This is a genomic window from Psychrobacter glacincola (assembly GCF_965118485.1).
In the GTDB taxonomy this organism is placed as follows: Bacteria; Pseudomonadota; Gammaproteobacteria; order Pseudomonadales; family Moraxellaceae; genus Psychrobacter; species Psychrobacter glacincola_D.
Window position 1 is genome coordinate 26,332 of the sequence record NZ_CBCPJH010000002.1, and the last position, 25,033, is coordinate 51,364.

Consider the following 25,033-nt stretch of genomic DNA (forward strand, 5'->3'; position numbering starts at 1 on the left):
TGTCTAACTATATATATTCTAAGTATCTATATTTGTGTTTTGTGAGGCACGGTAATCTGTTATGAGTAAAGCCAGTAATCAGCCTTTGTCTAAGCCAAGCTATGCGCCAACCATGACCCTTGCGATGGCGCAGCAGCGCGCACAATTTATATATCATATCCGAAATTTTTTTCGTCAACGCCAAGTGCTAGAAGTGCAAACACCGTTATTATCGCAAGCTGGCAATACCGACACCTTTTTGCAGTCAGTCGCCGCACAGGTCACGTATCAAGACAAACCTTGTACGTATTATCTGCATACCTCACCTGAGTTTGCCATGAAGCGCTTACTTGCTAGCTGGCAGGTGCCCATTTATCAAATCTGTCCGGTCTTTCGGGATAATGAGATTGGGGCGCGGCACAATATTGAATTTACCATGCTTGAATGGTATCAGCCAAATTACAGTCTGGATGAGATGGCGGCAGAGCTTGGCGAGCTATTAGAGATGCTATATGGGCATCCGATAATCATGAGCCATTATCGCTACGTTGATGCTTTTATGGATTTTGTTGGTATTCATCCGCTGACTGCTAGTCTGGTGGCACTACAAGCTGTGGCGGAAGATAAAGGTTTGACAGGGTTTGATTTTAATAGTGTAGAAAATAGCCAAACTAATAATGAACAAGATATTCGTCAAAGCTGGTTGGACTTACTATTTAGCCATGCTGTTGAGCCAAATTTGGGTCACGATTTACCAACGTTGATTATTGAGTATCCGCCAGCGACTGCTGCATTGGCGAAAACTACTGTCGATAAAGAGGGTAATGAAGTTGCCAAACGCTTTGAGCTTTATATTAACGGTATTGAGATTGCCAATGCGTATGACGAGCTAGCAGACGGGCAGGTGCTAAGAGAGCGGTTTGAGCAGGATAATCGATTGCGATGGCGTCATAAATTGCCAGAAATGCCAATGGATGAACACTTGATTGCCGCATCTGATGAGCTGATACCTTGTAGCGGGATTGCAGTTGGTTTAGATAGGTTGCTGATGGTAACCACAGGTGCCAGTAGCTTAGAACAGGTTATTGCATTTCCTAGTGGTTTGGCTTAATGATTTTTTGAATGACTTAAGTAGTTATCACCTACTTGAACGTCTATTAGAAAAAAGCGAGTAACCCATTAGGCTTACTCGCTTTTTACTTTTTTTAATTAATGCATACCTGCACTCTATTATAATTTAGCAATCCCTTCATCAATTGCTGTCTCACCGTTCTGCATACTAAATACTTTCTTAATCGTATTATTAGCATTAAGTACAGCAGCCAACGTCGTAGCCACATCTTTAATTGAGTTCTCACCAGCACTGTCATCATTGATAGTGACTTTGCCCGTCGCTGCTCGCTCTTTTAGTGCACCCGCTTGCACGATTGTGTAGTCAAGGCTGCTATTATTGACCAACCATTGGTCAGCGTAATGTTTGCAAATATAGTATTGTTTTAGGTCAGCAATACCAGGATTGTTCCACTTACTGGTGTCTAGTGAAAATACGGTACTTAACATGATATAGCGTTTAATACCGTTATCTTCGGCGGCTTGCATGGTCTTAACCGCGCCGTGTAAATCGACCTCTAAAACATCCTTACCGCCAGAACCGGCAACGAAATATATGGCATCGATATCTTTATCGATTTGCTTTTGAATCGAATCTTTATCTGCGGTGATATCTAAATCTAACTGACTATAATTGTCATCATTAAACAGTTTTTCTTCTTGACGGGTCGTGCCAATCACTTGATAGTTGTCTTTTAATAGCTGTTTAACCAAATCTGACCCTACTCTACCACTAGCACCAACTACTAAAATCTTCATAATTATTCCTGTTTTTATTTACGTTATCATCATTTTTAAAATTTATTGTTTTAAATCTTGAATGTAGCGTAACAAGAAAAATCGGCACGCTTCGTTATGAAGCGTGCCGATTGCATAGTGTTTAGTTATGGAATGTATACGGTTTGCAAGGAGAGTGAAATCGAGAAACTAAAAAACAAAGGGTTTGAAAATTAGCGTACTAGCTTATTTAAGCCATCAGCAAAGGCTTTTTTATCACGGTCGCCATAAGGTTTTTGCCCGCTCATTTCTTGCAGCTCAAGCACGCCAGTACCACGCATAGTATCCATAAAATCGCGCATATTGAGCTTTTGCTTGATGTTGTTTTTGTCATAAACAACGCCGCGTGTTGTTAGTACCATGCCACCTTTATCCAAGATATCATTTGCCAAAGGGATGTCACTAGTAATCGCCAAATCACCTGCCTGAATCTGCTCAACAATATAATCATCAGCCTTATCAAAGCCAGAAGGCACGACAGTCATCACCAGTAGCGGTGACTTACGCAGCTTAATTGGCTGATTGGCGACAAATATCGCCATCGTTTGTGTGCGCTCAGCGGTCTTAATAATTAAGTCTTTAGCAATTAAAGGTACCGAATCGGCATCTACCCAAATCTGCATTATTTCTTAGCCTTCTCTGCTTTAATGTTTGTCGGCTTAGCAAATTTTTGCTCGCTGCTATCATTTACTGAATCATGTACTGAGTTTTTTAGATTTTTATCGTCGGTCTCTACTTCAGTAGTCGTTGAGTTAACTTCTGCAGTTGTTGGATTGCTGATGGGCGCTACCTTTTTATCAAGACCAACTTTATTAGGCAGTATGGCGACCAGCTTAGCTAGTGCAGGCTCTAAATCTGCTACATCGTTTGGCATCAAGGTAATATGGGCAATTTTACGGTCATCGCGCTCTGCTTTATGATAGCTATGATAATGGACGCCATCGATATTAAGTACTGCACTGATATCAGGATACTGTCCTAAGACATTGAGCATAATCGCTGGATGGACATTATCAGTATCACCTAGTGGCAGATTGACCACCGCGCGGATATGATTTTCAAATTGACTGGTAACAGCGCCTTCAATACTCCAATGTCCAGAATTATGTACGCGCGGCGCTATCTCATTGGTAAGTAAAGTGTCATTGCCGCGAGTATCTTTGGTCACAAATAGCTCAAGCGCCATCACCCCAACATAGCCCAAATGATTCATGACCTTGGTAATGGCATCAGTTGCTTGCTGGAATAAATGACTGGTGCCAACGGCTGGAGCTTGGGTTTTGGCTAAAATACCCTGATGATGATGGTTTTCGACCAAATCATAACAGCGTACCTGACCGTTTTGACCTCGTGCGGCGATAATAGAAAGCTCACGACTAAAATGAATAAAACCTTCGGCAATTAATGGTGCTGGCGTTTGCGTCAGTGACCCTGTACCCGTAACCGCATCTTTTAGCTCTAGCCAAGCCGCTTTAATATCGCTATTGGTTTTAATCACAAACTGACCTTTACCATCATAACCACCGCGGCTGGTTTTGAGGACGATAGGTAGTCCAAGCTCATCACAAGCTTGCTGCAACTCTACCTCTGAGCTAATAGATATAAAGGGCACTGTTGCAATATCAAGCGTATTAAACATCTGTTTTTCTTTTAAACGGTCTTGCGCGATATCTAATGCAATCGTTGGCGGAAACATCCCTTGTTTGCTGCCAGATTTTGATAAGTTTGCTAGTTGCTCAACAGTCGCAGTTGGGGTATTTTCAAACTCTAAAGTAAAGACGTCAGCCGCTTCAATAAAGGCATCTAATTGCTCGCTGCTAAAAACGCGTCCATAGAGACCTGCCGGACAGTCAGCACTGTCTTCTAAAAACACACATTGATAGCCCAATGGCATAGCTGCTTGTGCCAGCATCATGCCGAGCTGACCACCGCCTAAAATTCCGATGGTACGAATGGTTTGAGTAACAGGATAAGCGTTCGCTATGGTCATGGTAGGCTCTTTGATTTAAATAAATAATGGATTAAATGCTTCAATGGATAAAAATATAAAGGTATAAGACTATAAATGTTTAACGAATTAAAATAGGAAAAGGTGCATTGTATGCACCTTATATTTAGTAAAACTTATCTAAAAGTAAATATCAAGTGCAGCCCGCTTAGTTTTAAAGCGAATGATGATAATGGCTACTATAACAATTGCTTGTTATTAACTTGAACTGAGTACTATTGGTTATTAAGAATTGATAATACCAGGTATCGGATTGGCAAGGATGGTATCAGTTTGGGTTTGACGCATATGATCAAGCTTAGTAGCAATCGACTCGTCATGTAACGCCAACACTTGAATGGCAAGCAGCGCAGCATTATAAGCGCCAGCAGAACCAATCGCTAAGGTGCCAACTGCTACGCCTTTAGGCATCTGAACGATAGATAATAAGCTGTCCCAACCACTAAGCATAGAGGATTTTACCGGAACACCAAAGACAGGTAGCGGCGTTTGGCTAGCGCACATGCCAGGCAAGTGAGCAGCACCACCAGCACCAGCGATAATCACTTGCAAGCCGTTAGCTTTTGCGCTCTTAGCATAATCGAACAATCTATCCGGTGTACGATGTGCTGATACCACTTCACATTCAAAGGCGATATCAAAGTCAGCAAGCAACTGTGCCGCCGCGCTCATGGTCGCCCAATCAGACTGAGAACCCATTATAATGCCAACTTTTGATTGACCTGCAGGGGAGGTGATCGGTGCATTTTGATCAACAGCGTTAACCGTAGCGGATGTGGTGCTCATCTTTGATATCCTCAAAAAGACCATCATACAAAAGTTTTGCTGCACTCGTAAAGCCAAGTTTGCGCTTTAATGTTAAAGCAGGCGTAAAAATTATGAGATAGCTTAAAGATGACTAAGTATCGCGCTATCTTCATCGTGACGATATTGCACAAAATTATTGATTTTTAAGGGTAGAGGCTGTTCGCTGTCCAGCTGATAACAGGTCAAATAACCGCTATCGACCGCTGCTGAATAATCAGTACAGACGATTTGCGCACTGAGTGGTTCAGGCGTGCCTGTCAGCCAATAATGACCGACAAAGACAGGCTTGTGAGTCTTTAAAGCAAATTCTATATTCTCAGCCAATGCATCTTTAGGAATCTGTGCCAATGCTGATAAAGGTGCGCGAGCCACTTCGTGAATGCTACGGGTATTCAGTGCATCAAGCCACCAACGTACTCGCACCCGTGTGCGCTCGGTACCTTCTTTGTCGACCATCACCAATCCATTAGGTAGCGGCGTTTCGACGCCTTTTAATACACGCTCTAATGCATCAAATGCGGCACTATCTTCTCGAGAGGTTGCAATCAGCCCATGTGGTGTTAAGCAATTACTCTGTGTTAGTAATGGCTGTAGTATCGCCATGCTGTCGACATCCCAACAAGCATGCACAAAGCAAGCGTAATCGGTTTCAAGCCACAAGGGAAGCTCATATAGGCGCTGTAGCCAGTATTGATGGACGTCTGAGCCAAAAGGGATTTCTGCCAAAAATGCCTTATGCTGGCGGGTATGTATTTCATTATGCGAACGTAGATATTGGCTATTATCATCAGGATCAGGCGTAGCGAAGGCGAGGGCATTATATTCATGGTTGCCCATTACTGCATCAGCAACATCCGCGTCGAGCATGGCAAAAACGATTTCTAACGTCGCTACTTGCTGCGAGCCACGGTCAATTAAATCACCAATAAATAGCGCACGATGACCAGCTGGCGGCACAAAGTGCTGACCGTTATGGACATAACCCAATTGCTGTAGCAGTCCGACCAGCTTTTCTGCATAGCCGTGAACATCACCAATAACATCTATAATCATAATAAAGCATCAAGGTTAACTTAAGAAGGGTATTTAAAAAAGCTATCTAAAAACCAGGTGACAGTAACGCATTTATAAAATGCGGTAGTACTTTTGGCTCTAAAACAATCGTGGCTATAACTCCAAACGCGCCGCCCCATAGATGTGCCATATGATTGATGTTTGAGCCGCCACGTTTATTGGCATAGATACTGTAAGCGACATAAGCAACTGCAAATAAGATAGCTGGGATAGGAATAATCGCAAATAGATAGATTTTTTCCCAAGGAGCAAGCAATATAAAGGCAAATAATACTGCAGAGACACCGCCTGACGCGCCCAGACTTAAGTAACTGGCGCTTTGCTTGTGCTTAATATAACTAGGAATCATCGCAACAATAATAGCCAGTACATAAAAAAGCACAAAGCCATAGCCGAACAAAAATTTCTGGTACAAGCCTTCAATTGCCCGCCCAAAAAAGTATAAGGTAAACATGTTAAAAAGCAGATGCATACTATCAGCATGGATAAATCCATGAGTAATAAAGCGATCCCATTGACCGTTATTCACTGCTGGCGGATAGAAAATAAGTCGATTAAACAGTGCTTTGTTTTGCCACGCTAGCAAACTGACAATAATGGTAATGATAATAATAAGCGTCGTATGGTTAAACAAAGGATAGTCCTTAGGTTAGGTCTGATAGATAGCATCAATAAATAGAACAATCTTTAAAGCGTAGGCTCTATAAATAATGATCTAAACATGACCAATAGACGGTTACGTATTCTTTCTAATAGTAGCAGCAATCATAGTGCAAAAACCAATATGCGACAAAATTATGCTTTAATATTTGTTTATATCGAATAATATAACATCGTGTGAGCGACAGTGAGTAATGCTTCGTATACTGACCGTAAAGATTTAGACTATCATTCATCAAAATATAACAACTATATGCGCACCATGAATGCTGACCGAGGCAGTAACTTATGAGTATCATTGAACAATTAGAGAAAACGGTGACCGCAGCTATATTAGGCGATAAGGGTAGCGTCTCCCATGTCAGCTTATTAGAGCAGTTTTATGCCATTTTAGCGTCGCGTTTGGCCTTGCCAAATATTTACTCGCAGGTGCTGCGTGATGATACTGTCGTCACCAATGAGCATGTCGCCCAACCACCGTTATTTGAGCAGCTTTGGCAAACGGCAAGCTTACGTCGGCTCATGATTCAAGAGCTTGCATCGACCCATCATATTGATGAATTTACCACGATGCAGTTGCTGATCAATGCAGCACCACTTGCCTATCAAGAATTAAAAATACTGGCAAACGGACAGTTTTTACCAGCATTTTTGCAAGGGCAGCAAGCGTCATTGCGTCCTTATTTGCCTATTTGGTCGGCTCCTATTATTGGTGCACCACAGCACACTGACGACGAGCTGTTTCAGAGCCAGCGTATACAAGCGGGTGCTATAGTCGCGCCAGTAATACCAGTGTCTTTAAATAAGTACGATACCGCAGCTACCGAGATTATTACGCCAGCCGAAAACGCAACGGTAGAGTCGCCGATACCAACGTTGGATGAGCGTCTTAATGCTGATAGCATTCATGTCAGTCCGGCAGAGCACCATTTGGCAGAAAACAATGATTTGAGGCGAGAAAAAACCCGTACCCGCAATCAACGTAATGACATGCTGTTATGGACGTTTGTCTTACTAGCAGCAATCGCCGTTATTGGACTGGTGTGGGCATTGTTAATTAAGCCTAATAATACGACGCCTGTTGAAGCGGTAGCGGCAACGCCTGTTGTCGTGCCGACCCCTGAAATCGCAGCGCCAGTATTGACACCGATTGAGCTGATTGTTGCTGTAGATAATAGTGGTAGCCTATATAACTGTAGTGGGTCAGTAGGTGATGTCGCGCTACAAAATCTGTTGCAACAAGCGCTGAATACCAGCTTTGGTGAGCAAGCAGGGATGTGTCAGCTGAGCGTCACTGCAGGCGTTGCAAATAGCGTTGCCAATCTGCCAATAGAGTCACTGCCCAATATGCTGACACTGTTGAGGTCTGTGCCATTTGCACGCTTACAATTACAAAATGATCGCATCACTCTAGAGGCACCAGGCACCATGCAGCTAGAGCGCCTTATGACAGATACACGTACATTGCTGCCAGCGATGATGATTGATACTACTGCGCCACTACCATTACCTAGCAATCCTAGTGACATGAACAGTGGCATGAATAACGGTATCGTGCAGCAAGATGGTATGGCGACTAATAACAACCAACTTGAAAACGCCCCTGCAAATAACAATGCGAACAACAGCGCTAATAATGTGGAGTATCAAGCGTCAGACGATGATACCAATGATAGTGTGGCACCACCGCCCTCACCAGTAAGAAATAGCAATAATAATAACTCCAATAACGCGCCTGCAAACTCAAATGGTCCTATCTCTTTATCTGAAGTTGACGATATGGTAAGCAATGTCATCGTAGTTGAACCTGCTCAAGTGAGAAGATAAGGCGGTATCGTTTTTAAGATTATGACATATTAAAAGGTGCTTTATATTTTGTAAGGCATTTTTTTTACAAGGCACTCTTAAAGTTCAAATCTAGTATCAAATCGACAGTATGTTAGCAGTTTGTACTTTATAGGCGTGCCAGTTACGAGTAACAACTGAAATATTACTTACGGTAGCATTTGCACAACAGCGTGTTGATTGTGAATACCTTCTTAATACTTTTATAATGGCAAAAGCTAAGTCTAGTCAGCGCTCGTTGTATAGCGTGGCTATATACTATTAGAGACTATTAATTTCAAAATACTAAACGCTAAAGAACTACATGAACGTTTTATTCTTTAGCGCTTAAAACACCTAAAACAAGCTATTTAAAATAATGATAAGTTGAGGAAGGATGCTATGGATATTATCAGTCATTTGACACGGACAGTCAGTCCTGCAGTACTTGGAGATGATCACAACCCTGCCAAGAAAAATCTACTTGAACAGTTCTATGCGATTTTTGCTGCGCGTTTAGCAGACAATCAGACCCATGAGCGTTTTGCTCATGAAAATATTGCTCGTGATGATCAAGGTTTTTATGATCGTGTCTGGACAGAAGACACGCATCGTGACCAAATCGCTCGTGAGCTTGCTGGCAAGCACAATGTTGATGTTACAGCGACTCGTGGCCTGATTACTATGGCAGCGTCGCTTGCCTATCATGAAATTAAAAGCTTGGCAGGCACGACTCCTGTACCGCAATTTTTAAACGACAATATTGACAGTTATCAGCACCATATTCCTTTATGGGCAACGGCTTTATTGCCTATTGGTGCGATTGCTGCTGCGCCTGCCGCTACTGGCACACGTATATCAGATACCGTAAGCACTGTGCCGCTACAGCGTGAGGAAGAAAAAGATGGCAGCTTTATGAAAGCGCTATTACCTATTATTGGTTTAATTATTTTGGGTGCATTGGCGTGGGCATTATTAAGAGGCTGTCAAGACAATCCTGAGCCAGTCGGTAAACCTGTTACAGAACAGCAAGCAGTAGATAGCGATGGCAAAACTGCTGTTGCTGCTATTACACCGGCATCATTACGTATCGCCACTAGTGAAAATAACGAGCTATATGCTTGCCGTATGAACGTCGGTAATGACACCCTACAAAGTAATGTTATGACTGAGCTGACTGGTGTATTTGGTGATGCCGCCAATAATTGCCGCGCAGATATCGATGATAACTTCTCAATCGACATGCCAGCGACGGCGCAGCTAGCCACTATTTTGCCTATCTTTAAAAACGTGCCAAATGCCAGTATGTTGATTCAAGGCGATACGATTACGGTCAATGCTGCTGATAGCGCTGCCTTAACCAAATTGGTAGCAGATTTACAAGCGGCAGCGCCAGCTATGACGGTTATTGCGGAAGGTCCACTGAATGAGAAAACTGAGATTGCTGATAGCTTAACGGCCTCTAAAGCAGCAATGGATAACTTGGGTCAAAACCCAGATCCTCGTGATGTGGCTCGTGCGTTAAGTCTGCAAGTGGTTAACTTTGAAGTTGATAAAGCCGTGATTCCAGACGCTAACAAAGCACTATTAGACCGCGCTGTGAAGTTGATGGAGCAAGTACCCAATATGAAGCTGATGATTATTGGTCATACCGATAAAACCGCAGATGCTGCGTATAATCTGAAGCTGTCAGAAGAGCGTGCTCAAGCAATGAAAGAGTACTTAGTAGCGCAAGGTGCGGATCCTAGTAAGCTTATGACCAAAGGTATGGGCGAGACTGATCCTATTGCGGACAATACGACAGACCAAGGTCGTTTCCGTAACCGCCGTATTGAGTTTGTGGTTTATGACGAAACTGCTAATACTGTAAATGATGGCTTAGCGATTAATAATAACGCGCTTGATCCAGATCTAAATCCATTAGACAGCGATAATGATGATTTGATGCCAGACGCTGATGATGCTAGCCGTGGCACAGCATTGGATCCAGCCGCAACTAATTAAGCCAAGCATTAAAATATCGTGTATTAAATCATAAAATAAAAACCGTATCTTAATCAAGGTGCGGTTTTTATTTTGCCTGTTTTTATATCAAATTAACTTGATGGCTACTTATTAAATATAATTGGTTGGATCTTTTGTCTCAAGATTAACGGATATTTGAGCGTCTAATTGAATAGGAAAGAAGGTTTGTGAGATATTCTCTTTTGCCTGTTGCCAATGATCAAATTGCTGGCAAGTTGATTCAAAGTCGCCTTGCCAAGCCGGTATCTGTCCACACATAGTCTTGATACGTTTTTGATTGGGATAGGGCAGGTCTTGCGCTGCTTTTGCTGCCTCATGAGCAGCGACTCTATCGTTACAAACCAGTGCAATATCGCAACCGGCTTCAATCGCTGCTGTGACGCGCGCACTGACATCACCCGCTGCTTTTGCACCTGCCATCGACAAGTCGTCAGAAAACAATACCCCGTCAAAATTCAATTGCTCACGAATAATGTCTTTGAGCCAAATCTTAGAAAATCCTGCTGGTTTATTATCTACTTGCGAAAAAATCACATGTGCTGGCATCAAAGCGTCTAGCCATGGCAAGGTTTGCGCAAATGGTTGCATATCACTGTTTATAATCTCATCTAAGCTACGATCATCGATGGCTTCTGCTATGTGTGAATCAGGGGCTATCGCACCATGACCAGGGAAGTGCTTGCCTGTGGTTGCCATACCAGCGGCTTTCATACCGCGCATAAACTGTGCTGCCAACGCAATGATGGCTTGCGGCTCATGATGGAAACTGCGATCACCGATAACTTGGCTAATACCATCTCTATCGAGCACTGGTGCAAAGCTTAGGTCAATCCCCACTGCCAATACTTCAGCTGCCATAAGGTAACCACAATCATAAGCACATTCTAAAGCAAGACTAGGATCTTTATTAAATAATTCACCAAGCTTACCCATTGCCGGTAATGGCGTAAAACCGTTACGCAATCTGGCAACGCGTCCCCCTTCTTGATCGACTCCAATGAGAATATCGGCATTGTGATAGCGTATGTCATCACACAGCGCACGTACTTGCGCGGCATCTGTGACGTTTCTGGCAAATAATATCACACCGCCCACTTGGGCTTGTTTGAGCAAGGTGATATCTTCTGTGGTCAGTGCAGTACTATCAATATCAATCATTAAAACGCCATACATAGGAATATCCTTAGTGGGTTATCTATTGTTATATTATAAGTTGAGTTAAAAATAATGCTAAATGAAAACTGTCATTATAATTTTAAATGTTAGCCATCATTATGATGGTCGTATTATGACAGTAATGATCGGCTGAGCATAATGCACTAGATGAATACATTGAAGTGTCCAATATTTTTACTCTTATTTTTTATATATTCATCGCTTATGGATAAACTAGAAAGTTTGGTATGAGCGCGCGTAGCGTGTAAGATTGCTTATACAGTTTGAGACAGTGCGCTATTTATAGCCATGCTAGTATTAATTTTTTGATAATAAAAGCAAAAAAGCTCACAGCTGATTATGCTATGAGCTTTTAATACTAGCGTAATGCATGGTTTAATGGTAAATATAATAAAGCTAAAATAGTAGTATTTTATGGACAGCTGTTTATAGAAAATTTTTGATTTTGCTAAAAAATGTAGACTTTTCACTTAAAATAATTAGGTAGATATGATGAAAAAACAACCAGCACAGTGGTTACTCAGTGCAGCATCAGTGGGTATCGCAGGTTTAATTCTTACCCAAAGCTATGGTACTGCGGTGGCTGATACCAATACTGACGGCTTTAAACAGACGCCTGAGCAACAACTTACTACGCGCCAAGTAGCAGCATTGCTGGATCGCAGTCATTATCTCAATCAGCCTCTTGATACCGCGACTGGCAGCGAGATTTTGTCTATGTATATTGATAGCCTTGATCCAAACCATACGTTGTTCTTGCAATCTGATGTCGATGAATTTAAGAAAAAGTATGCCGATGAGTTTGGCGCCCGCCTAAAACGCGGTGATTTGTCTGCTGGGGTAGAGGTATTTGAGCGCTATCGTAAACGCTCAAATGAATACTTTGCTATGGCAAAAAAGATGCTGAAAACCGATATTAATTTGACCAGCAAAGATACCATCGTGCTAGATCGCGAAAAACTCACTCACTTTAAGACCAAAAAAGAGCAACGTGATTATTGGACGAAGCAGTTAAAGTTTCAGCTGATGAGTATTACTTTGGGTCAAGAAGATGAGAAGGCGAAAGAAAAAGTCTTTTTAGACAATCCAGATATTACCCGCGGTCAAGACTTAGTCCGTAATGATGAGCGCACGCCGAGTGAGATTTTGCTTAATCGTTTATCGCGTCAGCAAGAGCAGTTTACCCGTCTAAAAGATGATGAGATTATGGAAACCATCTTAAATACGGCGATGCTGACCTACGATCCGCACAGCAACTATTATGCACCGATTCAAGCTAACGAGCTGCAAATTCAATCTAGCTTACAGTTAGAAGGGATTGGGGTATCTATTCGTCCTGACCGCAAAAATCCAGACTATACGCGTATTGTGACCCTAGTTGATGGCGGTCCAGCTGCTAAATCCGGTCAAATTAAGCCGAACGACCTAATTATTGGTATTGCTAAAGACGGCGAGACCATGACTGATGTGGTCGGTTGGTCAACGCGTGAAATCGTCAGTCTGATTCGCGGTAAACGCGGTACATCAGTGACGATCAAAGTACGTCAGCCCAATACCCCTGAAGCCAGTGCCCGTAACGTGACTGTGGTTCGAGATATTATTGCGCAAGAAGAATCAGGCGTCACTCAGCGTGTGGTGGAAGTACAGCGTCCAAATATTGATAAAACCCCAAAACGTATCGGTGTCCTTGAAATCCCAAGCTTTTATCTAAATTATCGCGCCCGCCGTAATGGTGAGGATTATCGCAGCGTTAGTATCGATACCGAAAAAGCACTAAAAGAGCTCAATAAAGAAAACATTGATGGTCTGGTTGTTGATCTTCGTAATAACCCAGGCGGTTCGTTAGATGAAGTCGCCAAGATGCTAGGCTTCTTTATCAAGAGTGGTCCACTAGTACAGATTCGTGACAATCGCGGTAATATCCAAGTCTACCGTGATGATGACGGTGGTGAGCAGTTATATGATGGTAAGGTAGTCGTTTTGACTAACCTTGCCTCTGCGTCTGCTAGTGAGATTTTTGCTGCCGCGATTCAGGATTATGGACGTGGATTGGTGGTTGGTAGTACAACCACAGGCAAAGGTTCAGCACAAATCCAGTTAGACAGTTTGGCGCTAGGTTCAGCGACGTTGACGCAGCGTAAATTCTACCGTATCACCGGTGGTAGTACGCAAAACAAAGGCGTGGTACCAGATATTGAATTGGTTAATATCTATGATGATGCAACCTTTGGTGAGCGCGCGCAGAAAAAGGCTCTACCTTGGGATACGATAAAGACTTCGCCATACAAACCTGAAGGTAAATTTACGTCGAATACTTTAGCGACGCTAAATCAGCAATCAAAAGTCCGCCAAGAGAAAAATCCGCAGTTTGTTTATTTATCGACACTGAATGATATCCGTAATATGGAAGATGAGAAGAAACCAGTTGCGCTAGATATCAATAAACGCCGTGCCAAAATGCAGCTGATAGAAAAACGCTCGCTAGAAGCTGAGAATAAGCGTCAGATTGCATCGGGTGAACGCCCTTATGCCAATTGGAATACTTATCAAGCGGCAATGGATGCGAAGTTTGAAGAGCGTAGTCAGATGAAGGCTTTAGAACGCCCAGAGTTACCAGAAGATGAAGCCTTTATCAATGAGGCGGCTTATATTATGCTTAGCGCTGAACCAATGAAGCTGAGCAGTCCTGAAGAAAAGCTATAAATCAGTATTTATTCATCCTCCCAAACCTTAAAAAATGCACGTAAGCATATGCTTACATGCATTGACGTTTAGACCTCTTACTTACTATGGCTCAATCTGCGATTATACATCTACGGCACGATTGAACGAAAAGGTTCAGAGGTACTAGGGATTGGTATCTGGAAAGTCGCATAAGGGATGGGTAGTTTGCTGATTAGGGATGATAGGGCTGGATGCTCGACCGTTATAAAATACTTCGGGATTAAGTATTGAATGACAGTAACATGGATGGTTAGTAATAAAAGCCGCATAATGCTAGTCGTTATGCGGCTTTGTTACGTCTGGTCTTCGACATATCCAAAGGACGTTAAACTTAAAGACATTAATCTTAAATAAGTATGGATAAAACCTTCTAAATTTGCTCATAAAAAAGGGTCAATAGAAAAATCTACTGACCCTTTGCAATAAATGATGTCTAGCATCAATAGTTGCTTATGCATCTAACACGATAATCAATCAATGATTAGTGCTCAACGCCACCTGCACCATGTACATGACCGTGGTTTAGTTCGTCTTCAGTAGCGGCACGTACTTCTTGAATTTCAACATCAAAAGTCAAACGCTTGCCAGCTAGTGGATGGTTTGCATCAACAATCACTTCTTTGTCGCTAACAGCAGTAACGGTAACTAGCATGACTTGACCGCCAGCTTCTGACTGAAACTGCATGCCGGGCTGAATATCTTCAACGCCTTGGAAGTTGTCACGTGGTACATGTTGTACCGCTTGTTCTTGGTATTCGCCGTAACCGTCAGCAGGCTCAACAACAGCGTTGACTCTTTCGCCAGCAGATTTGCCTTCTAGTTGTTGCTCTAGACCTGGGATGATATTGCTGTGACCATGCAAATAAGCAAGTGGTTGGCCTTCTGGAGATTGGTCAAGGATATTACCTTCGTCATCTTTTAGCGTGTAGTTAAACTTGACGGCAGTGTCTTTTGCGATAGTAGTCATAAATTATCCTAAATATATTGATATTAAAAATTAAATACGGTTGCAATAAACCTAAAAAAGCCAATCAGCCAGCCAAATAGCCACGTCATCAGTTAATTATCATCAGTTTATTAGAGTAACTTTAGCAGTTAGCCTCTTTAATTGCGATAACTCACATCATTTTCAAGGTGAAAACAACAAAAAATGCTAATTAATCGTGTAATTGAACAGAATAATCCATGTTTTTAGTATATTTACCAAATAGTGCGTTGCTGGTTTAAGGTTCGCCAGTTGCGTTTTTGAGCAATGACTTCTACCATAGCAATAACTATAAGGATAAAAATATGACTTCACTCTCTCATGCTGCCAATAATCAGCCATCTGATATTCAATATCAATTCGACTTTGAGCGTTTTTTAGAACATTTGGTTGACGTTACGCTTAAATTTACGACAGATGTAGATATGCCAAGCTTATGGTTACCTGCGTGGATACCGGGCAGTTATTTGATCCGTGAATTTGCTCGCAATATTACGGCTGTACATTATCGAATTGTTGATGGAGAGGTATTAGATAGTCAACTTGCGAATAGTAATAGAGAGCCTAAACGTTATCGTGCGCAAAAAACCGATAAGCATACGTGGCAGTTGCCAGAAGCAAAGGTAGGGCAAACGATTAGCGTATATTATGAAGTATATTGTTATGATTTATCAGTGCGTACCGCTTATGTCGATCAGCAACGATTATACGGCAATTTCACTTCTTTGGCATTGGCGGTTGATGGGCAAGAGCAATCACCAGTCCAAGTCAGTTTAATAGTACCTGAAGCATTTTTTATTAATAAAAATAAAGAACAGGTATTGTTGGCATGTGGTTTAAAATCTACCCACTTGCAAAGTGATGAACGAGACTTGTATAGCTTACAAGCGGACAGCTATCATGACCTGATTGATTATCCATTTGAGATTGCGCCACAAGAGAAGTTTGATTTTATTATTAAAGACAATCGGCATCAGACCCTTGGTCATCAGTTTTTCCTTGCGGGTAAGCATACTGCCAATATGGGGCGATTGCAGCAAGACCTCACTCAGATTTGTCAAACTTATCTTAACTGGTTGGGTGACGCGCCGTTTAATGACTATACGTTTATGACCTATTCAAGTGGGCAGGATTATGGCGGTTTGGAGCATATCAATTCGACCAGTTTGATTACCCCACGCCGTGATTTACCTCGTATCAATGAGCTGGCATTGCCGAGCAGCGATTATCAGCGCTTTTTAGGCTTATGTAGCCATGAGTATTTCCATGCATGGTGGGTAAAAACCGTCCGTCCCGATGTAATGCTAGAAGTAGATTTGCGTCATGAAGCTTTTACGCCTTTGCTTTGGGTGTTTGAAGGATTTACTTCTTATATTGATGATTTTATGCTGCAAGCGTCAGAAGTCATTGATAAGGCAAGTTATCTGAAGCTATTGGCTGAGCAAATCAATCGCTACTATCAAACACCTGGTCGCGCCCATCAAAGTGTCGCAGAGTCGAGTTTCGATGCGTGGATTAAGCTATATCGCAATGATGAAAACACTGGCAATGCAGGTATCAGCTATTACAATAAAGGCGCTTTGGTGGCGTTATGTTTGGATTTAACGCTGCTTGCAAAAAGTGATGGTTGTTATCGTGTATTTGATGTGGTAAAAGCTTTTTATGAGCAAGCGAAGCAAACTGACAACCACCGCATCGGTATCAGTAGTGCCGACATGGGTGCAGTGATAGGGCAGTTTATACCGTTAGCGGATTGGCAAGATTTTGAGCGGCGTTATGTCAATGGCGTTGAAGAGTTACCGATGCAAGAGCTGCTTGAGGCAAACGGTATTACGCTGCATAGCAACACTAAAGAAAAGGCTGATAAATCTCTACCGTGGGGCATACGATGTACGGAAACGCCTGCTGGACTTATGGTGAATCAGGTAAGGCGTGGAAGCGCTGCTGCTAAAGCAGGCATATCTGCCCATGATGTCATCATTGCTATTGATGGTATCAAGGCGGATAACAAACAGTTGGCATTATTTAATGATGTATCGCAAAATGTTGAATGTTATTTGTTTCGCCGTGATGAGCTGATGTGTATCAGCGTAGCAGCAAATGCGGAAAGTGAAATGAAGGATAGCCAACAAGATAAAGCAGACATAGGCAGTCCACATAAGGTAAATCTAAAGTTAGAAAAGTTAGGGTTTGATAAATGGTTGAAGCCTGACTTTGTTAAGTTTTAAAGGGATAGGTTTTTTTAAATCAATGCATAGCAATAGTGGGCAAGGTTAGTAAAAAATGCGCGTGACTTGATATGATAAATAATCTGATAAATAAATGCTCGGGTTACGTTGTTGCTAACCCGAGCCGATAATGTCTTTCAGTTATCAGAAACATTAGCCAAAGCGTTGCTGTAAATAAGCGATAATATCATTTGATTCATACATCCACTGAACGTCGCCATTTTCTTCAATACGTAAGCAAGGTACTTTGACGCGCCCGCCATTTTCTTCAAGCTCACTGCGAAATTCTGGATTTTTTTTGATATCTCGACATTCGATGGGCAAATTTAATTGATGCATTTGACGGCGCACTTTTATACAGAAAGGACAGGCGTGAAATTGATATAGCGCTAAATTTTTACAGGCAGCAGTCACTTGCGCTTGCTGTTCCTGACTGCGTGCCATGGGCTTACCTTGAGTCAAGATACTGATAGCAGCAATGATTCGTCCTAAACCTTCTCGTATAAGATTAACTAACATACAGACCTCTATGGATTATATCGTGTGGGGGATGATACCACTTCCTCGTTTAAGTATTCAGTTAAGCGGTAATATCTGTAAATTAAAAATCTATAATGAGTTAGGTTGTTTTTAAGAGTTACCTATCTAGCATCTACTGAGCGCTATCAGTTAGATTATTAGTCTCTTTGGCATCAAATGATGTTTTGCCAATCCAGTCTTGCATTATTTCGATTTCAGGCTCTTGGACATCGATGATATCTTGTGCCAATTGTCGCATTTCTTCATCAGTACCATACTGTAGCTGTACCATTGCCATATCTACTGCGCCTCGATGATGAGGTAGCATGCCGCGCGCAAATGCCATATCTGGTACAGGGTCTGCGATACCAGCTATCATATCTCCATACATCGCTTCCATACCTTTAGCATAGGCTTGTTGCATCGCTTCGGTATTGGGCTTCGGTTTGGGCGCATCAGGATGGCTAGCGAGCCATTTATTCATGATATCAATCTCAAGCTGTTGAGAATCGATAATATCTTGTGCAAGCTGGCGCATTTCTTCATTTGTCCCATATTTAAGCTCAATCTTTGCCATGTTTACTGCGCCGCGATGATGCCCAAGCATCCCTTTGGCAAAGGCAGTATCAGGATCGTTATAAGCCATACCAACCATCATCTCATTGTGCATGTCCGTCATCGACTTCGTATAGTCTTTAAGCATGTCCGTCATCGGTGTCTCGTCTACTATAGCGTCAGCAGTCGTCATGTCATGACCTGCATGAGCGTTCGTCTCGTCAGGATTTTCAACCTGCTCTGAACTAGGCTGTACATCGTCTTGTGCTATATTTACCTTACCCTCATCCGCTGCTGGCTGGCAAGCACTGAGTAATAGGGCAGTAGAAATACTACCAGCAAATAAGGCAAAACGATGTAGAACAGTCATGACATATCCTTACTATAAATTAAACAAACAACTGGGTAGAAAAAGCATGCAACTCATATACTGCATAGCTCTCAATGGTAACAGATAAACCTTGCTGTTTCGAGACGCTATTTTTAAGGTGTCGTAAATCGCAAACTTAAATGCAAAAAAATCTTGAGCACGTCTTTATCTAAGTAGCACGATAGCTAACCTATGACGCCAAGCTTGCGGCATTGCTCACTATTTAGCTGAATGCGTACAAACTTGCCAACCGCCAGTTCTCCAAGCTCAAAACCCGCTACTGACCAACGTATTAAGCGTAAACAAGGCAGACCTACATGCGCAGTCATGCGTCTTACTTGGCGATTTTTGCCCTCATAAATAGTCAGCATTAGCCATGATGTTGGGATGTTTTTCCGCTCACGAATAGGCGGATCGCGTTGCCACAGTTTGATAGGCAAGTCAGCTTCATCGACTAATACCGCAGAGGCGGGTAATGTTTTACCATCTTTTAGTATGACCCCATTTGCCAATTGTTTTAATTGTGCTGTAGTAACCATGCCTTCTACTTGTACCAAGTAAGTCTTGCCTTGTTTTTGTTTGTTTTGCGCAAAACCCTTCATAGATGGTGGCTGAGTAATGGCTTTATTAATCCTTCCGTCACTGGTCAAAATCAGTAGCCCCTCTGAGGTGGCATCGAGCCGGCCGGCGACTCGGACTGATTTGTCAGTAAAATATTCAGATAGGGTAGTATGGTCATTATTACTGTCATCACGGAATTGGCTTTGTACGCCGTAAGGTTTATTAAACAAAATCAGGCTAGAGCTGGTCATAAATGTGCGTTTCCCAAAAATAAATGACAGATAGTATTTATAAATCATAGAAGCTGTTAAAAATATAGAACATATAAGAGGCTTACTCATATACCGCTAGCATAACAGAATGCTAAGCAAGCTTAAAATAGCTAACCCACCAAATGGCATTGCTTCAGATTATATTGAAATTTCAAAATGCCTAAATAAATAAATAACAGATAAAAAAACACCCCAAAATCTAAGATATTTGGGGTGTTTCATTTACGCTAATGGCACTTCTATAAATTAACTTTTATAAGATGAGTTAATTATAACGATGCAATGGCGTCATTGAACAAAGCGCTTGGACGCATTGCTTGCTCAGCCAATGCCTCATCAGCTAGGTAATAGCCTTTAAGATCCATAGGCTTACCTTGAGCATCATTCAGCTCTTTAATAATAGCCACTTCGTTATCCGCAAGGTTTTGCGCAAGTGGCGCAAACTGTGCTGCAAGCTCACTGTCTTTATCTTGTGCTGCAAGCTCTTGTGCCCAGTACATAGCAAGGTAGAAATGACTACCACGGTTATCAAGCTCACCAGTTCTGCGTGATGGAGACTTGTCATTTAATAACAGCTTTTCAGTTGCTGTGTCTAAGGTGTCAGCCAATATTTGGGCTTTAGCATTGCCATCATTCTGTGCTAAATGCTCTAGCGACACAGCCAATGCTAAGAATTCACCCAATGAATCCCAACGTAAATGGTTTTCTTCAACCAATTGTTGTACATGCTTAGGTGCTGAACCGCCAGCGCCAGTCTCAAACAAACCGCCGCCTTTCATTAATGGTACAACTGACAACATCTTCGCACTGGTACCCAATTCTAAAATTGGGAATAGGTCAGTGAGGTAATCACGTAAGATATTACCAGTAGCAGAAATGGTATCAAGACCGCGAGCAACGCGCTCTAGGGTATAACGCATCGCACGAACTTGTGACATAATTTCGATATGCAGACCAGTAGTATCATGATCTTTTAAATACATTTTTACTTTTTTGATCAGCTCGTTTTCGTGTGGACGATACGGGTCTAACCAAAAGATGACTGGTGTATTAGATTCGCGCGCGCGGCGTACGGCAAGCTTGACCCAATCTTGGATAGGTTCATCTTTAACCTGACACATGCGCCAGATATCGCCTTTCTCAACACGCTGCTCAAGCAAAATCTCGTTTGTTTCTTCGTCAACAATACGGGCAATACCATCATCGCTTGCTTCAAAAGTCTTGTCATGCGAGCCGTATTCTTCTGCTTTTTGTGCCATTAGACCGACGTTAGGCACTGTACCCATCGTCGTTGGATCAAAATTGCCATGCCATTTACAGAAATTAATCATTTCTTGATAAATACGCGCAAAGGTAGACTCAGGCATAACCGCTTTACAATCATATGGCTTGCCATCAGCACCCCACATTTTACCGCCATTACGAATCATAGCTGGCATTGATGCGTCAACGATGATGTCACTTGGCGAATGGAAGTTAGTGATTCCCTTTGAAGAATCAACCATCGCTAGACGTGGGCGATGTACTTGGCATGCATGTAAATCACGCTCAATCTCTTCACGCGTTGAGGCTGGTAATTTTGAGATTTTGTCGTATAGGTCTGCCATACCGTTATTAACGTTGATGCCTAACTCATCAAAGAAAGCACCATGTTTGTTAAAGGCATCTTTATAATAGGTTTTAACCGCATGACCAAATACGATAGGATGCGATACTTTCATCATCGTGGCTTTTACGTGCAATGAGAATAAAATACCTGCTTCACGGCAGTCTTCCATTTCACGCTCATAAAACTCAAGCAGTGCCTTTTTGCTCATGAACATAAGGTCGATGACTTCTTTATCAAGCAAAGCGATGCCTGTTTTGAAGACATTCACCGTACCATCGTCAGCTAAGCGTTCCATACGCACAGTACGGGCTTTATCTAAAGTGATAGATTGCTCGCCGGCATAAAAGTCGCCGCTGTGCATGTGTGATACATGAGTTTGTGACCATTGCTTCCATTCACCCATCGAATGCGGATGCTTACGTGCGTAGTTTTTAACCGCTTTCGGTGCGCGGCGGTCTGAGTTGCCTTCACGTAGTACAGGATTCACCGAGCTGCCTAGGCTTTTGCCATAACGCTGACGAATGGCTATTTCTTCATCGGTTTGTGGATCTTCTGGAAAATCAGGAATCGCATAGCCTTTACCTTGTAGCTCTTTAATCGCTGCTTTAAGCTGCTGAACAGAGGCACTGATATTTGGCAGTTTGATGATATTGGTATTTGGATCTTGTGTCAGACGACCCAGCTCAGCTAAGTTGTCAGGAACGCGTTGCTCTTCACTTAAAAACTCAGGGAATTCAGCCAATACACGGGCAGCAACTGAGATATCAGTAGTATCCACTTCGATGCCTGCGGTTTTAGTAAATGCTTTAACAATAGGCAAGAATGATACGGTTGCAAGCGCTGGCGCTTCGTCGGTTTTTGTATAAATAATTTTTGACATTGTAGTAGTGTATTCCTTTATGTTGTCATTAAAAGGTAAGTAAGGCCTAGATATTATTTAATATCTTTATGCCGCCTTATTACCATAATGGGTGATAGGCGTAAATCAAGTACATCACGTGTCACTTTTCCAGTCGTGGAAAATATATTCAAACGCTTCGACGCATTCAAATAACTTTGAGACGGCCTGTTGACGTTATTTTGCAAACATATCTTTTGGAAGCTGTTTTAACCTTTATGACAAACTTACCACCAAAAGAGGGGGTTGAACAAATGGTTGATACTGCCTGACGATAACTGACTGTCAATATATTATAGTTCATCCACTATAAATTCGATATGATGTCAATCTCGTATATTGAACTAAGTATACTATTTCGCTCATATCTCATGTGTCTGAATTATATTAAGCTAATAATACTCTTATTCTAGCAGTCATCAAGATTGATATCATCTTTTCCATGCAATTTGGCTGTTTTTAATGGCTTTTAATGGCAATTTTTATCACCTCTACCTTCACAATTTTGATTTCTATAACCAATAGCACATCCCAAAACTGAGCTGTTTTGAAACGCTATCGCCGATTTTATAATAGTTATGCAAAATTTTTGCAAATTGTGACAGCAAAAAATTAGCAATTTGCTAGGCTATAGCATCAAGAAAAGTTATCAAAAAAACAGTGTGCTGATTATGACCTTACAATATGCGTTACTCAACGATACTAGTTGGCAAAGCCTAGGCGATTGGCAAACACCAGATACGCCTTTTATGTCATTTGCTTTTTGGCAAGCGCTTATTGACACCGGTGCCATCGGTGAAAAAGCAGGCTGGTTACCGATTTATATTTTGGTACATCGTGTAGAAGCAGATGACAATTCTGCTGTACAGCAAAATCTGTCTTCTATAGAAGCTTCTATAAATGTGAAGCAGCCAGTTGCCGTGATGCCAGTGTTTATTAAAGGTCATCATCAAGGCGAGTTTGTGTTTGACCATTCGTGGGCACAGGCTTATGCGCAGTATGGTCTCGATTATTATCCGCGTTTGGTAACGAGTGCGCCTTATACGCCCGTTACTGGGCAGCGTATATGGTTAGCAGACGGTGAGACGCTAAATGCTGAAATTATAAAGACTGCCATCGCAGGTGTTGATGATATTGCACAACAAGTGGGCGCGTCAGGCTGGCATGGTTTGTTTGTTACGCCTGAAATGGCTACTATCGCTAATGTATCGCTGCCGACTGATATTGATATAGGAATGGCGCTTAAAAATCAAGCAAACGGCATAGCGGTAGAACCGATTGAGATACCGATATTGGAACGTCAAGGTTGTCAGTTTTTATGGCAAAATAAAAATCTCAGTCAAAACGATCAGCCGTTTGTGGATTTCGAAGGATTTTTAGCGACTCTCAGAGCTAAAAAACGCAAAACTATTCGTGCTGAACGCCGCAAGGTTGCTGAGCAAGGTATCACTTGCCAGCGAAAATGTGGCGATGAGATTACTGCTTCCGATTGGAAGATTTTTTATCACTGCTATGCCATGACCTATGCAATACGAGGGCAACAGCCTTATTTGACCATGGATTTTTTTAAAGCTTTGGCGCAAACTATGGCTGAGCATTTGATGTTGGCGCAAGCACTGGATGCTAGTGGTGAGATTATCGCCAGTAGTTTATTTTTATACGATACGCCTGACAATAAAACCGCAACTCTATACGGTCGTTATTGGGGTGCGCTTGGTGAGTACGATAGCTTACATTTTGAGCTGTGTTATTATCAAGGTATCGAATTTGCGATTGAACAGGGCTTGCATTATTTTGACCCAGGGACGCAAGGCGAGCACAAGTTAATCCGTGGCTTTATTCCAACTACTACGCACTCATTACATCGTATTTATGATGCCCGCTTTGTACCAGCGATTGCTGATTTCTGTAAAAAAGATAGTTTGCATATGGCGCAGTATCGAGAGCAGGCATTTGAAGCATTGCCATTTAATATCGATAATATGCCAACCTTTAATAGCGGCAATTAATGTTATTTTTTTAACCCTTTTCTACTTCATAAAACAGTTATTAGCCATAAACTATGACCTCTCATCTTGCTTGCTTGACCAATTCATCACCTCCGACTGAGCTATTATCTTGGCTAAATACCGAAGGCTCTCTCACCGCCATGTTAGAGGTAAAAGCAGGGCAGCCGTTACGTGTAGAACGTAGTTTTGAGGGCTATCGCTTATTGTCTTTGGCACAAAAAAAGCAGCTAGGTATGAAAGGCGCAGCGCTCAGCCGTCCATTATTAGCGTGGGTACGTGAGGCACAGTTATACGGCAATGACGAGCAGCCATGGGTGCAGGCGCAAAGCCTATTTCCGTTATCAAGTTTACAAGGCAGTGCCAGACGTCTACAGCAATTAAAAAGTACGCCGATTGGCTATGTGTTATTTAAGCGCCGTCGTACTTTGCCAAATCAACGTTCTATCGAACAGACGAGCGACGGTTGGCAACGGCAGACACTTTATGACTGGTATGGGCGTAAATTGCTTATTAGTGAGACTTTCTTGCCACAATTTAGTCAAAAATTGCTCAAAATTTAAAGTCTTTATTAATAGAATAAAATAGCTGACTAATTGATCGGCTATTTTTATACGCTTATTAAAATAGATTTTTGCTAATGGCGTTCCTAATTAATTTATGTTCTTCATCCAAATAAGATATTTATAACCATCTAATATAATTAGATTTATATAGAGAAAATATTATCTTGTAATGTGTTCAATATCAGGTGAGGTTTTTTTGCGTCCGTCACATAAAATTTCATGCTACACTTGAACTCTAGCAAGGATATTGATGCAAACGCCTGTCGAATTTATCGTTAAATCTGACAAGCTAATAACAAG

At 42.0% G+C, this 25,033-nt stretch carries 19 protein-coding genes; 7 read left to right on the forward strand and 12 right to left on the reverse strand.

Features of this window, described 5'->3' with window-relative positions; genetic code table 11:
- Window positions 1-61: 61 nt before the first annotated feature.
- Window positions 62-1,090 (forward strand): EF-P lysine aminoacylase EpmA, encoded by a 1,029-nt coding sequence (epmA, locus tag ACMHKH_RS01015; RefSeq protein WP_413518828.1) that lies wholly within the window; start codon window positions 62-64, stop codon window positions 1,088-1,090.
- Window positions 1,091-1,209: 119 nt separating this feature from the next.
- Here epmA and ACMHKH_RS01020 read toward each other — a convergent pair whose 3' ends face one another.
- From ACMHKH_RS01020 to ACMHKH_RS01045, 6 genes are all read right to left on the reverse strand, one after another.
- A complete protein-coding gene (locus ACMHKH_RS01020; RefSeq protein WP_413518829.1) occupies window positions 1,210-1,848 on the reverse strand; it encodes an NAD(P)H-binding protein in 639 nt (212 codons plus the stop codon).
- A 191-nt stretch (window positions 1,849-2,039) separates the two neighbouring features.
- On the reverse strand, window positions 2,040-2,489 hold the full coding sequence (locus tag ACMHKH_RS01025; protein WP_413518830.1) for a YaiI/YqxD family protein: 450 nt from the start codon (window positions 2,487-2,489) through the stop codon (window positions 2,040-2,042).
- Window positions 2,489-3,856 carry a 5-(carboxyamino)imidazole ribonucleotide synthase gene (locus ACMHKH_RS01030; RefSeq protein WP_413518831.1) on the reverse strand — a complete coding sequence of 456 codons (1,368 nt, stop codon included), beginning with the start codon at window positions 3,854-3,856 and terminating at the stop codon, window positions 2,489-2,491. Before ACMHKH_RS01030 ends, ACMHKH_RS01025 begins: the two co-directional genes overlap by 1 nt.
- 243 nt (window positions 3,857-4,099) lie before the next feature.
- On the reverse strand, window positions 4,100-4,660 hold the full coding sequence (gene purE, locus ACMHKH_RS01035; RefSeq protein ID WP_413518832.1) for a 5-(carboxyamino)imidazole ribonucleotide mutase: 561 nt from the start codon (window positions 4,658-4,660) through the stop codon (window positions 4,100-4,102).
- A 102-nt stretch (window positions 4,661-4,762) separates the two neighbouring features.
- Complete coding sequence (locus ACMHKH_RS01040; RefSeq protein WP_413518833.1) at window positions 4,763-5,734, reverse strand: metallophosphoesterase; 972 nt, start codon at window positions 5,732-5,734, stop codon at window positions 4,763-4,765.
- A 46-nt stretch (window positions 5,735-5,780) separates the two neighbouring features.
- Entirely contained in the window at window positions 5,781-6,389 is a 609-nt protein-coding gene (locus tag ACMHKH_RS01045) for a rhomboid family intramembrane serine protease (protein ID WP_413518834.1), read from the reverse strand.
- A gap of 314 nt (window positions 6,390-6,703) precedes the next feature.
- Between ACMHKH_RS01045 and ACMHKH_RS01050 the strand changes: the two genes are divergently transcribed.
- Window positions 6,704-8,242: a hypothetical protein gene (locus ACMHKH_RS01050; RefSeq protein WP_413518835.1), complete on the forward strand. Its 1,539-nt coding sequence runs from the start codon at window positions 6,704-6,706 to the stop codon at window positions 8,240-8,242.
- 399 nt (window positions 8,243-8,641) lie between these two features.
- Window positions 8,642-10,243, forward strand: a complete 1,602-nt coding sequence (locus ACMHKH_RS01055) for an OmpA family protein (protein ID WP_413518836.1) — start codon at window positions 8,642-8,644, stop codon at window positions 10,241-10,243.
- A gap of 111 nt (window positions 10,244-10,354) precedes the next feature.
- Here ACMHKH_RS01055 and nagZ read toward each other — a convergent pair whose 3' ends face one another.
- On the reverse strand, window positions 10,355-11,437 hold the full coding sequence (gene nagZ / locus ACMHKH_RS01060) for a beta-N-acetylhexosaminidase (RefSeq protein ID WP_413518837.1): 1,083 nt from the start codon (window positions 11,435-11,437) through the stop codon (window positions 10,355-10,357).
- A 495-nt stretch (window positions 11,438-11,932) separates the two neighbouring features.
- Between nagZ and ACMHKH_RS01065 the strand changes: the two genes are divergently transcribed.
- A complete protein-coding gene (locus ACMHKH_RS01065) occupies window positions 11,933-14,143 on the forward strand; it encodes a carboxy terminal-processing peptidase (RefSeq protein ID WP_413518838.1) in 2,211 nt (736 codons plus the stop codon).
- Window positions 14,144-14,645: 502 nt separating this feature from the next.
- Here the strand turns inward: ACMHKH_RS01065 and ACMHKH_RS01070 are convergent.
- Window positions 14,646-15,131 carry an FKBP-type peptidyl-prolyl cis-trans isomerase gene (locus ACMHKH_RS01070; protein WP_413518839.1) on the reverse strand — a complete coding sequence of 162 codons (486 nt, stop codon included), beginning with the start codon at window positions 15,129-15,131 and terminating at the stop codon, window positions 14,646-14,648.
- 323 nt (window positions 15,132-15,454) lie between these two features.
- Here ACMHKH_RS01070 and ACMHKH_RS01075 point away from each other — a divergent pair, with 323 nt between their 5' ends.
- Window positions 15,455-17,377 carry a M61 family metallopeptidase gene (locus tag ACMHKH_RS01075; protein WP_413518840.1) on the forward strand — a complete coding sequence of 641 codons (1,923 nt, stop codon included), beginning with the start codon at window positions 15,455-15,457 and terminating at the stop codon, window positions 17,375-17,377.
- A 153-nt stretch (window positions 17,378-17,530) separates the two neighbouring features.
- On the opposite strand, the gene ACMHKH_RS01080 is transcribed toward ACMHKH_RS01075, so the two are convergent.
- The 4 genes from ACMHKH_RS01080 to ACMHKH_RS01095 form a co-directional block, all read right to left on the reverse strand.
- The gene (locus ACMHKH_RS01080; RefSeq protein WP_413518841.1) at window positions 17,531-17,896 is read right to left on the reverse strand and encodes a glutaredoxin domain-containing protein; all 366 of its coding nucleotides are present in this window, start codon (window positions 17,894-17,896) and stop codon (window positions 17,531-17,533) included.
- Window positions 17,897-18,029: 133 nt separating this feature from the next.
- Entirely contained in the window at window positions 18,030-18,821 is a 792-nt protein-coding gene (locus ACMHKH_RS01085) for a DUF305 domain-containing protein (protein WP_413518842.1), read from the reverse strand.
- A gap of 185 nt (window positions 18,822-19,006) precedes the next feature.
- A complete protein-coding gene (locus ACMHKH_RS01090; RefSeq protein WP_413518843.1) occupies window positions 19,007-19,633 on the reverse strand; it encodes an rRNA large subunit pseudouridine synthase E in 627 nt (208 codons plus the stop codon).
- A 290-nt stretch (window positions 19,634-19,923) separates the two neighbouring features.
- Complete coding sequence (locus tag ACMHKH_RS01095; protein ID WP_413518844.1) at window positions 19,924-22,143, reverse strand: NADP-dependent isocitrate dehydrogenase; 2,220 nt, start codon at window positions 22,141-22,143, stop codon at window positions 19,924-19,926.
- Window positions 22,144-22,832: 689 nt separating this feature from the next.
- Between ACMHKH_RS01095 and ACMHKH_RS01100 the strand changes: the two genes are divergently transcribed.
- Both ACMHKH_RS01100 and ACMHKH_RS01105 read left to right on the forward strand, forming a co-directional pair.
- Entirely contained in the window at window positions 22,833-24,170 is a 1,338-nt protein-coding gene (locus ACMHKH_RS01100) for a GNAT family N-acetyltransferase (RefSeq protein ID WP_413518845.1), read from the forward strand.
- Between the two features lie 53 nt (window positions 24,171-24,223).
- Complete coding sequence (locus tag ACMHKH_RS01105; RefSeq protein ID WP_413518846.1) at window positions 24,224-24,730, forward strand: chorismate--pyruvate lyase family protein; 507 nt, start codon at window positions 24,224-24,226, stop codon at window positions 24,728-24,730.
- Window positions 24,731-25,033: the final 303 nt, after the last annotated feature.

Excerpts from the sequence above, each read along its gene's own strand:
- epmA (WP_413518828.1), top strand. The coding sequence starts at position 62 with ATGAGTAAAGCCAGTAATCAGCCTTTGTCTAAGCCAAGCTATGCGCCA.
- ACMHKH_RS01020 (WP_413518829.1), bottom strand. The coding sequence starts at position 1,848 with ATGAAGATTTTAGTAGTTGGTGCTAGTGGTAGAGTAGGGTCAGATTTG.
- ACMHKH_RS01025 (WP_413518830.1), bottom strand. The coding sequence starts at position 2,489 with ATGCAGATTTGGGTAGATGCCGATTCGGTACCTTTAATTGCTAAAGAC.
- ACMHKH_RS01030 (WP_413518831.1), bottom strand. The coding sequence starts at position 3,856 with ATGACCATAGCGAACGCTTATCCTGTTACTCAAACCATTCGTACCATC.
- purE (WP_413518832.1), bottom strand. The coding sequence starts at position 4,660 with ATGAGCACCACATCCGCTACGGTTAACGCTGTTGATCAAAATGCACCG.
- ACMHKH_RS01040 (WP_413518833.1), bottom strand. The coding sequence starts at position 5,734 with ATGATTATAGATGTTATTGGTGATGTTCACGGCTATGCAGAAAAGCTG.
- ACMHKH_RS01050 (WP_413518835.1), top strand. The coding sequence starts at position 6,704 with ATGAGTATCATTGAACAATTAGAGAAAACGGTGACCGCAGCTATATTA.
- ACMHKH_RS01055 (WP_413518836.1), top strand. The coding sequence starts at position 8,642 with ATGGATATTATCAGTCATTTGACACGGACAGTCAGTCCTGCAGTACTT.
- nagZ (WP_413518837.1), bottom strand. The coding sequence starts at position 11,437 with ATGTATGGCGTTTTAATGATTGATATTGATAGTACTGCACTGACCACA.
- ACMHKH_RS01065 (WP_413518838.1), top strand. The coding sequence starts at position 11,933 with ATGAAAAAACAACCAGCACAGTGGTTACTCAGTGCAGCATCAGTGGGT.
- ACMHKH_RS01070 (WP_413518839.1), bottom strand. The coding sequence starts at position 15,131 with ATGACTACTATCGCAAAAGACACTGCCGTCAAGTTTAACTACACGCTA.
- ACMHKH_RS01075 (WP_413518840.1), top strand. The coding sequence starts at position 15,455 with ATGACTTCACTCTCTCATGCTGCCAATAATCAGCCATCTGATATTCAA.
- ACMHKH_RS01080 (WP_413518841.1), bottom strand. The coding sequence starts at position 17,896 with ATGTTAGTTAATCTTATACGAGAAGGTTTAGGACGAATCATTGCTGCT.
- ACMHKH_RS01085 (WP_413518842.1), bottom strand. The coding sequence starts at position 18,821 with ATGACTGTTCTACATCGTTTTGCCTTATTTGCTGGTAGTATTTCTACT.
- ACMHKH_RS01090 (WP_413518843.1), bottom strand. The coding sequence starts at position 19,633 with ATGACCAGCTCTAGCCTGATTTTGTTTAATAAACCTTACGGCGTACAA.
- ACMHKH_RS01095 (WP_413518844.1), bottom strand. The coding sequence starts at position 22,143 with ATGTCAAAAATTATTTATACAAAAACCGACGAAGCGCCAGCGCTTGCA.
- ACMHKH_RS01100 (WP_413518845.1), top strand. The coding sequence starts at position 22,833 with ATGACCTTACAATATGCGTTACTCAACGATACTAGTTGGCAAAGCCTA.
- ACMHKH_RS01105 (WP_413518846.1), top strand. The coding sequence starts at position 24,224 with ATGACCTCTCATCTTGCTTGCTTGACCAATTCATCACCTCCGACTGAG.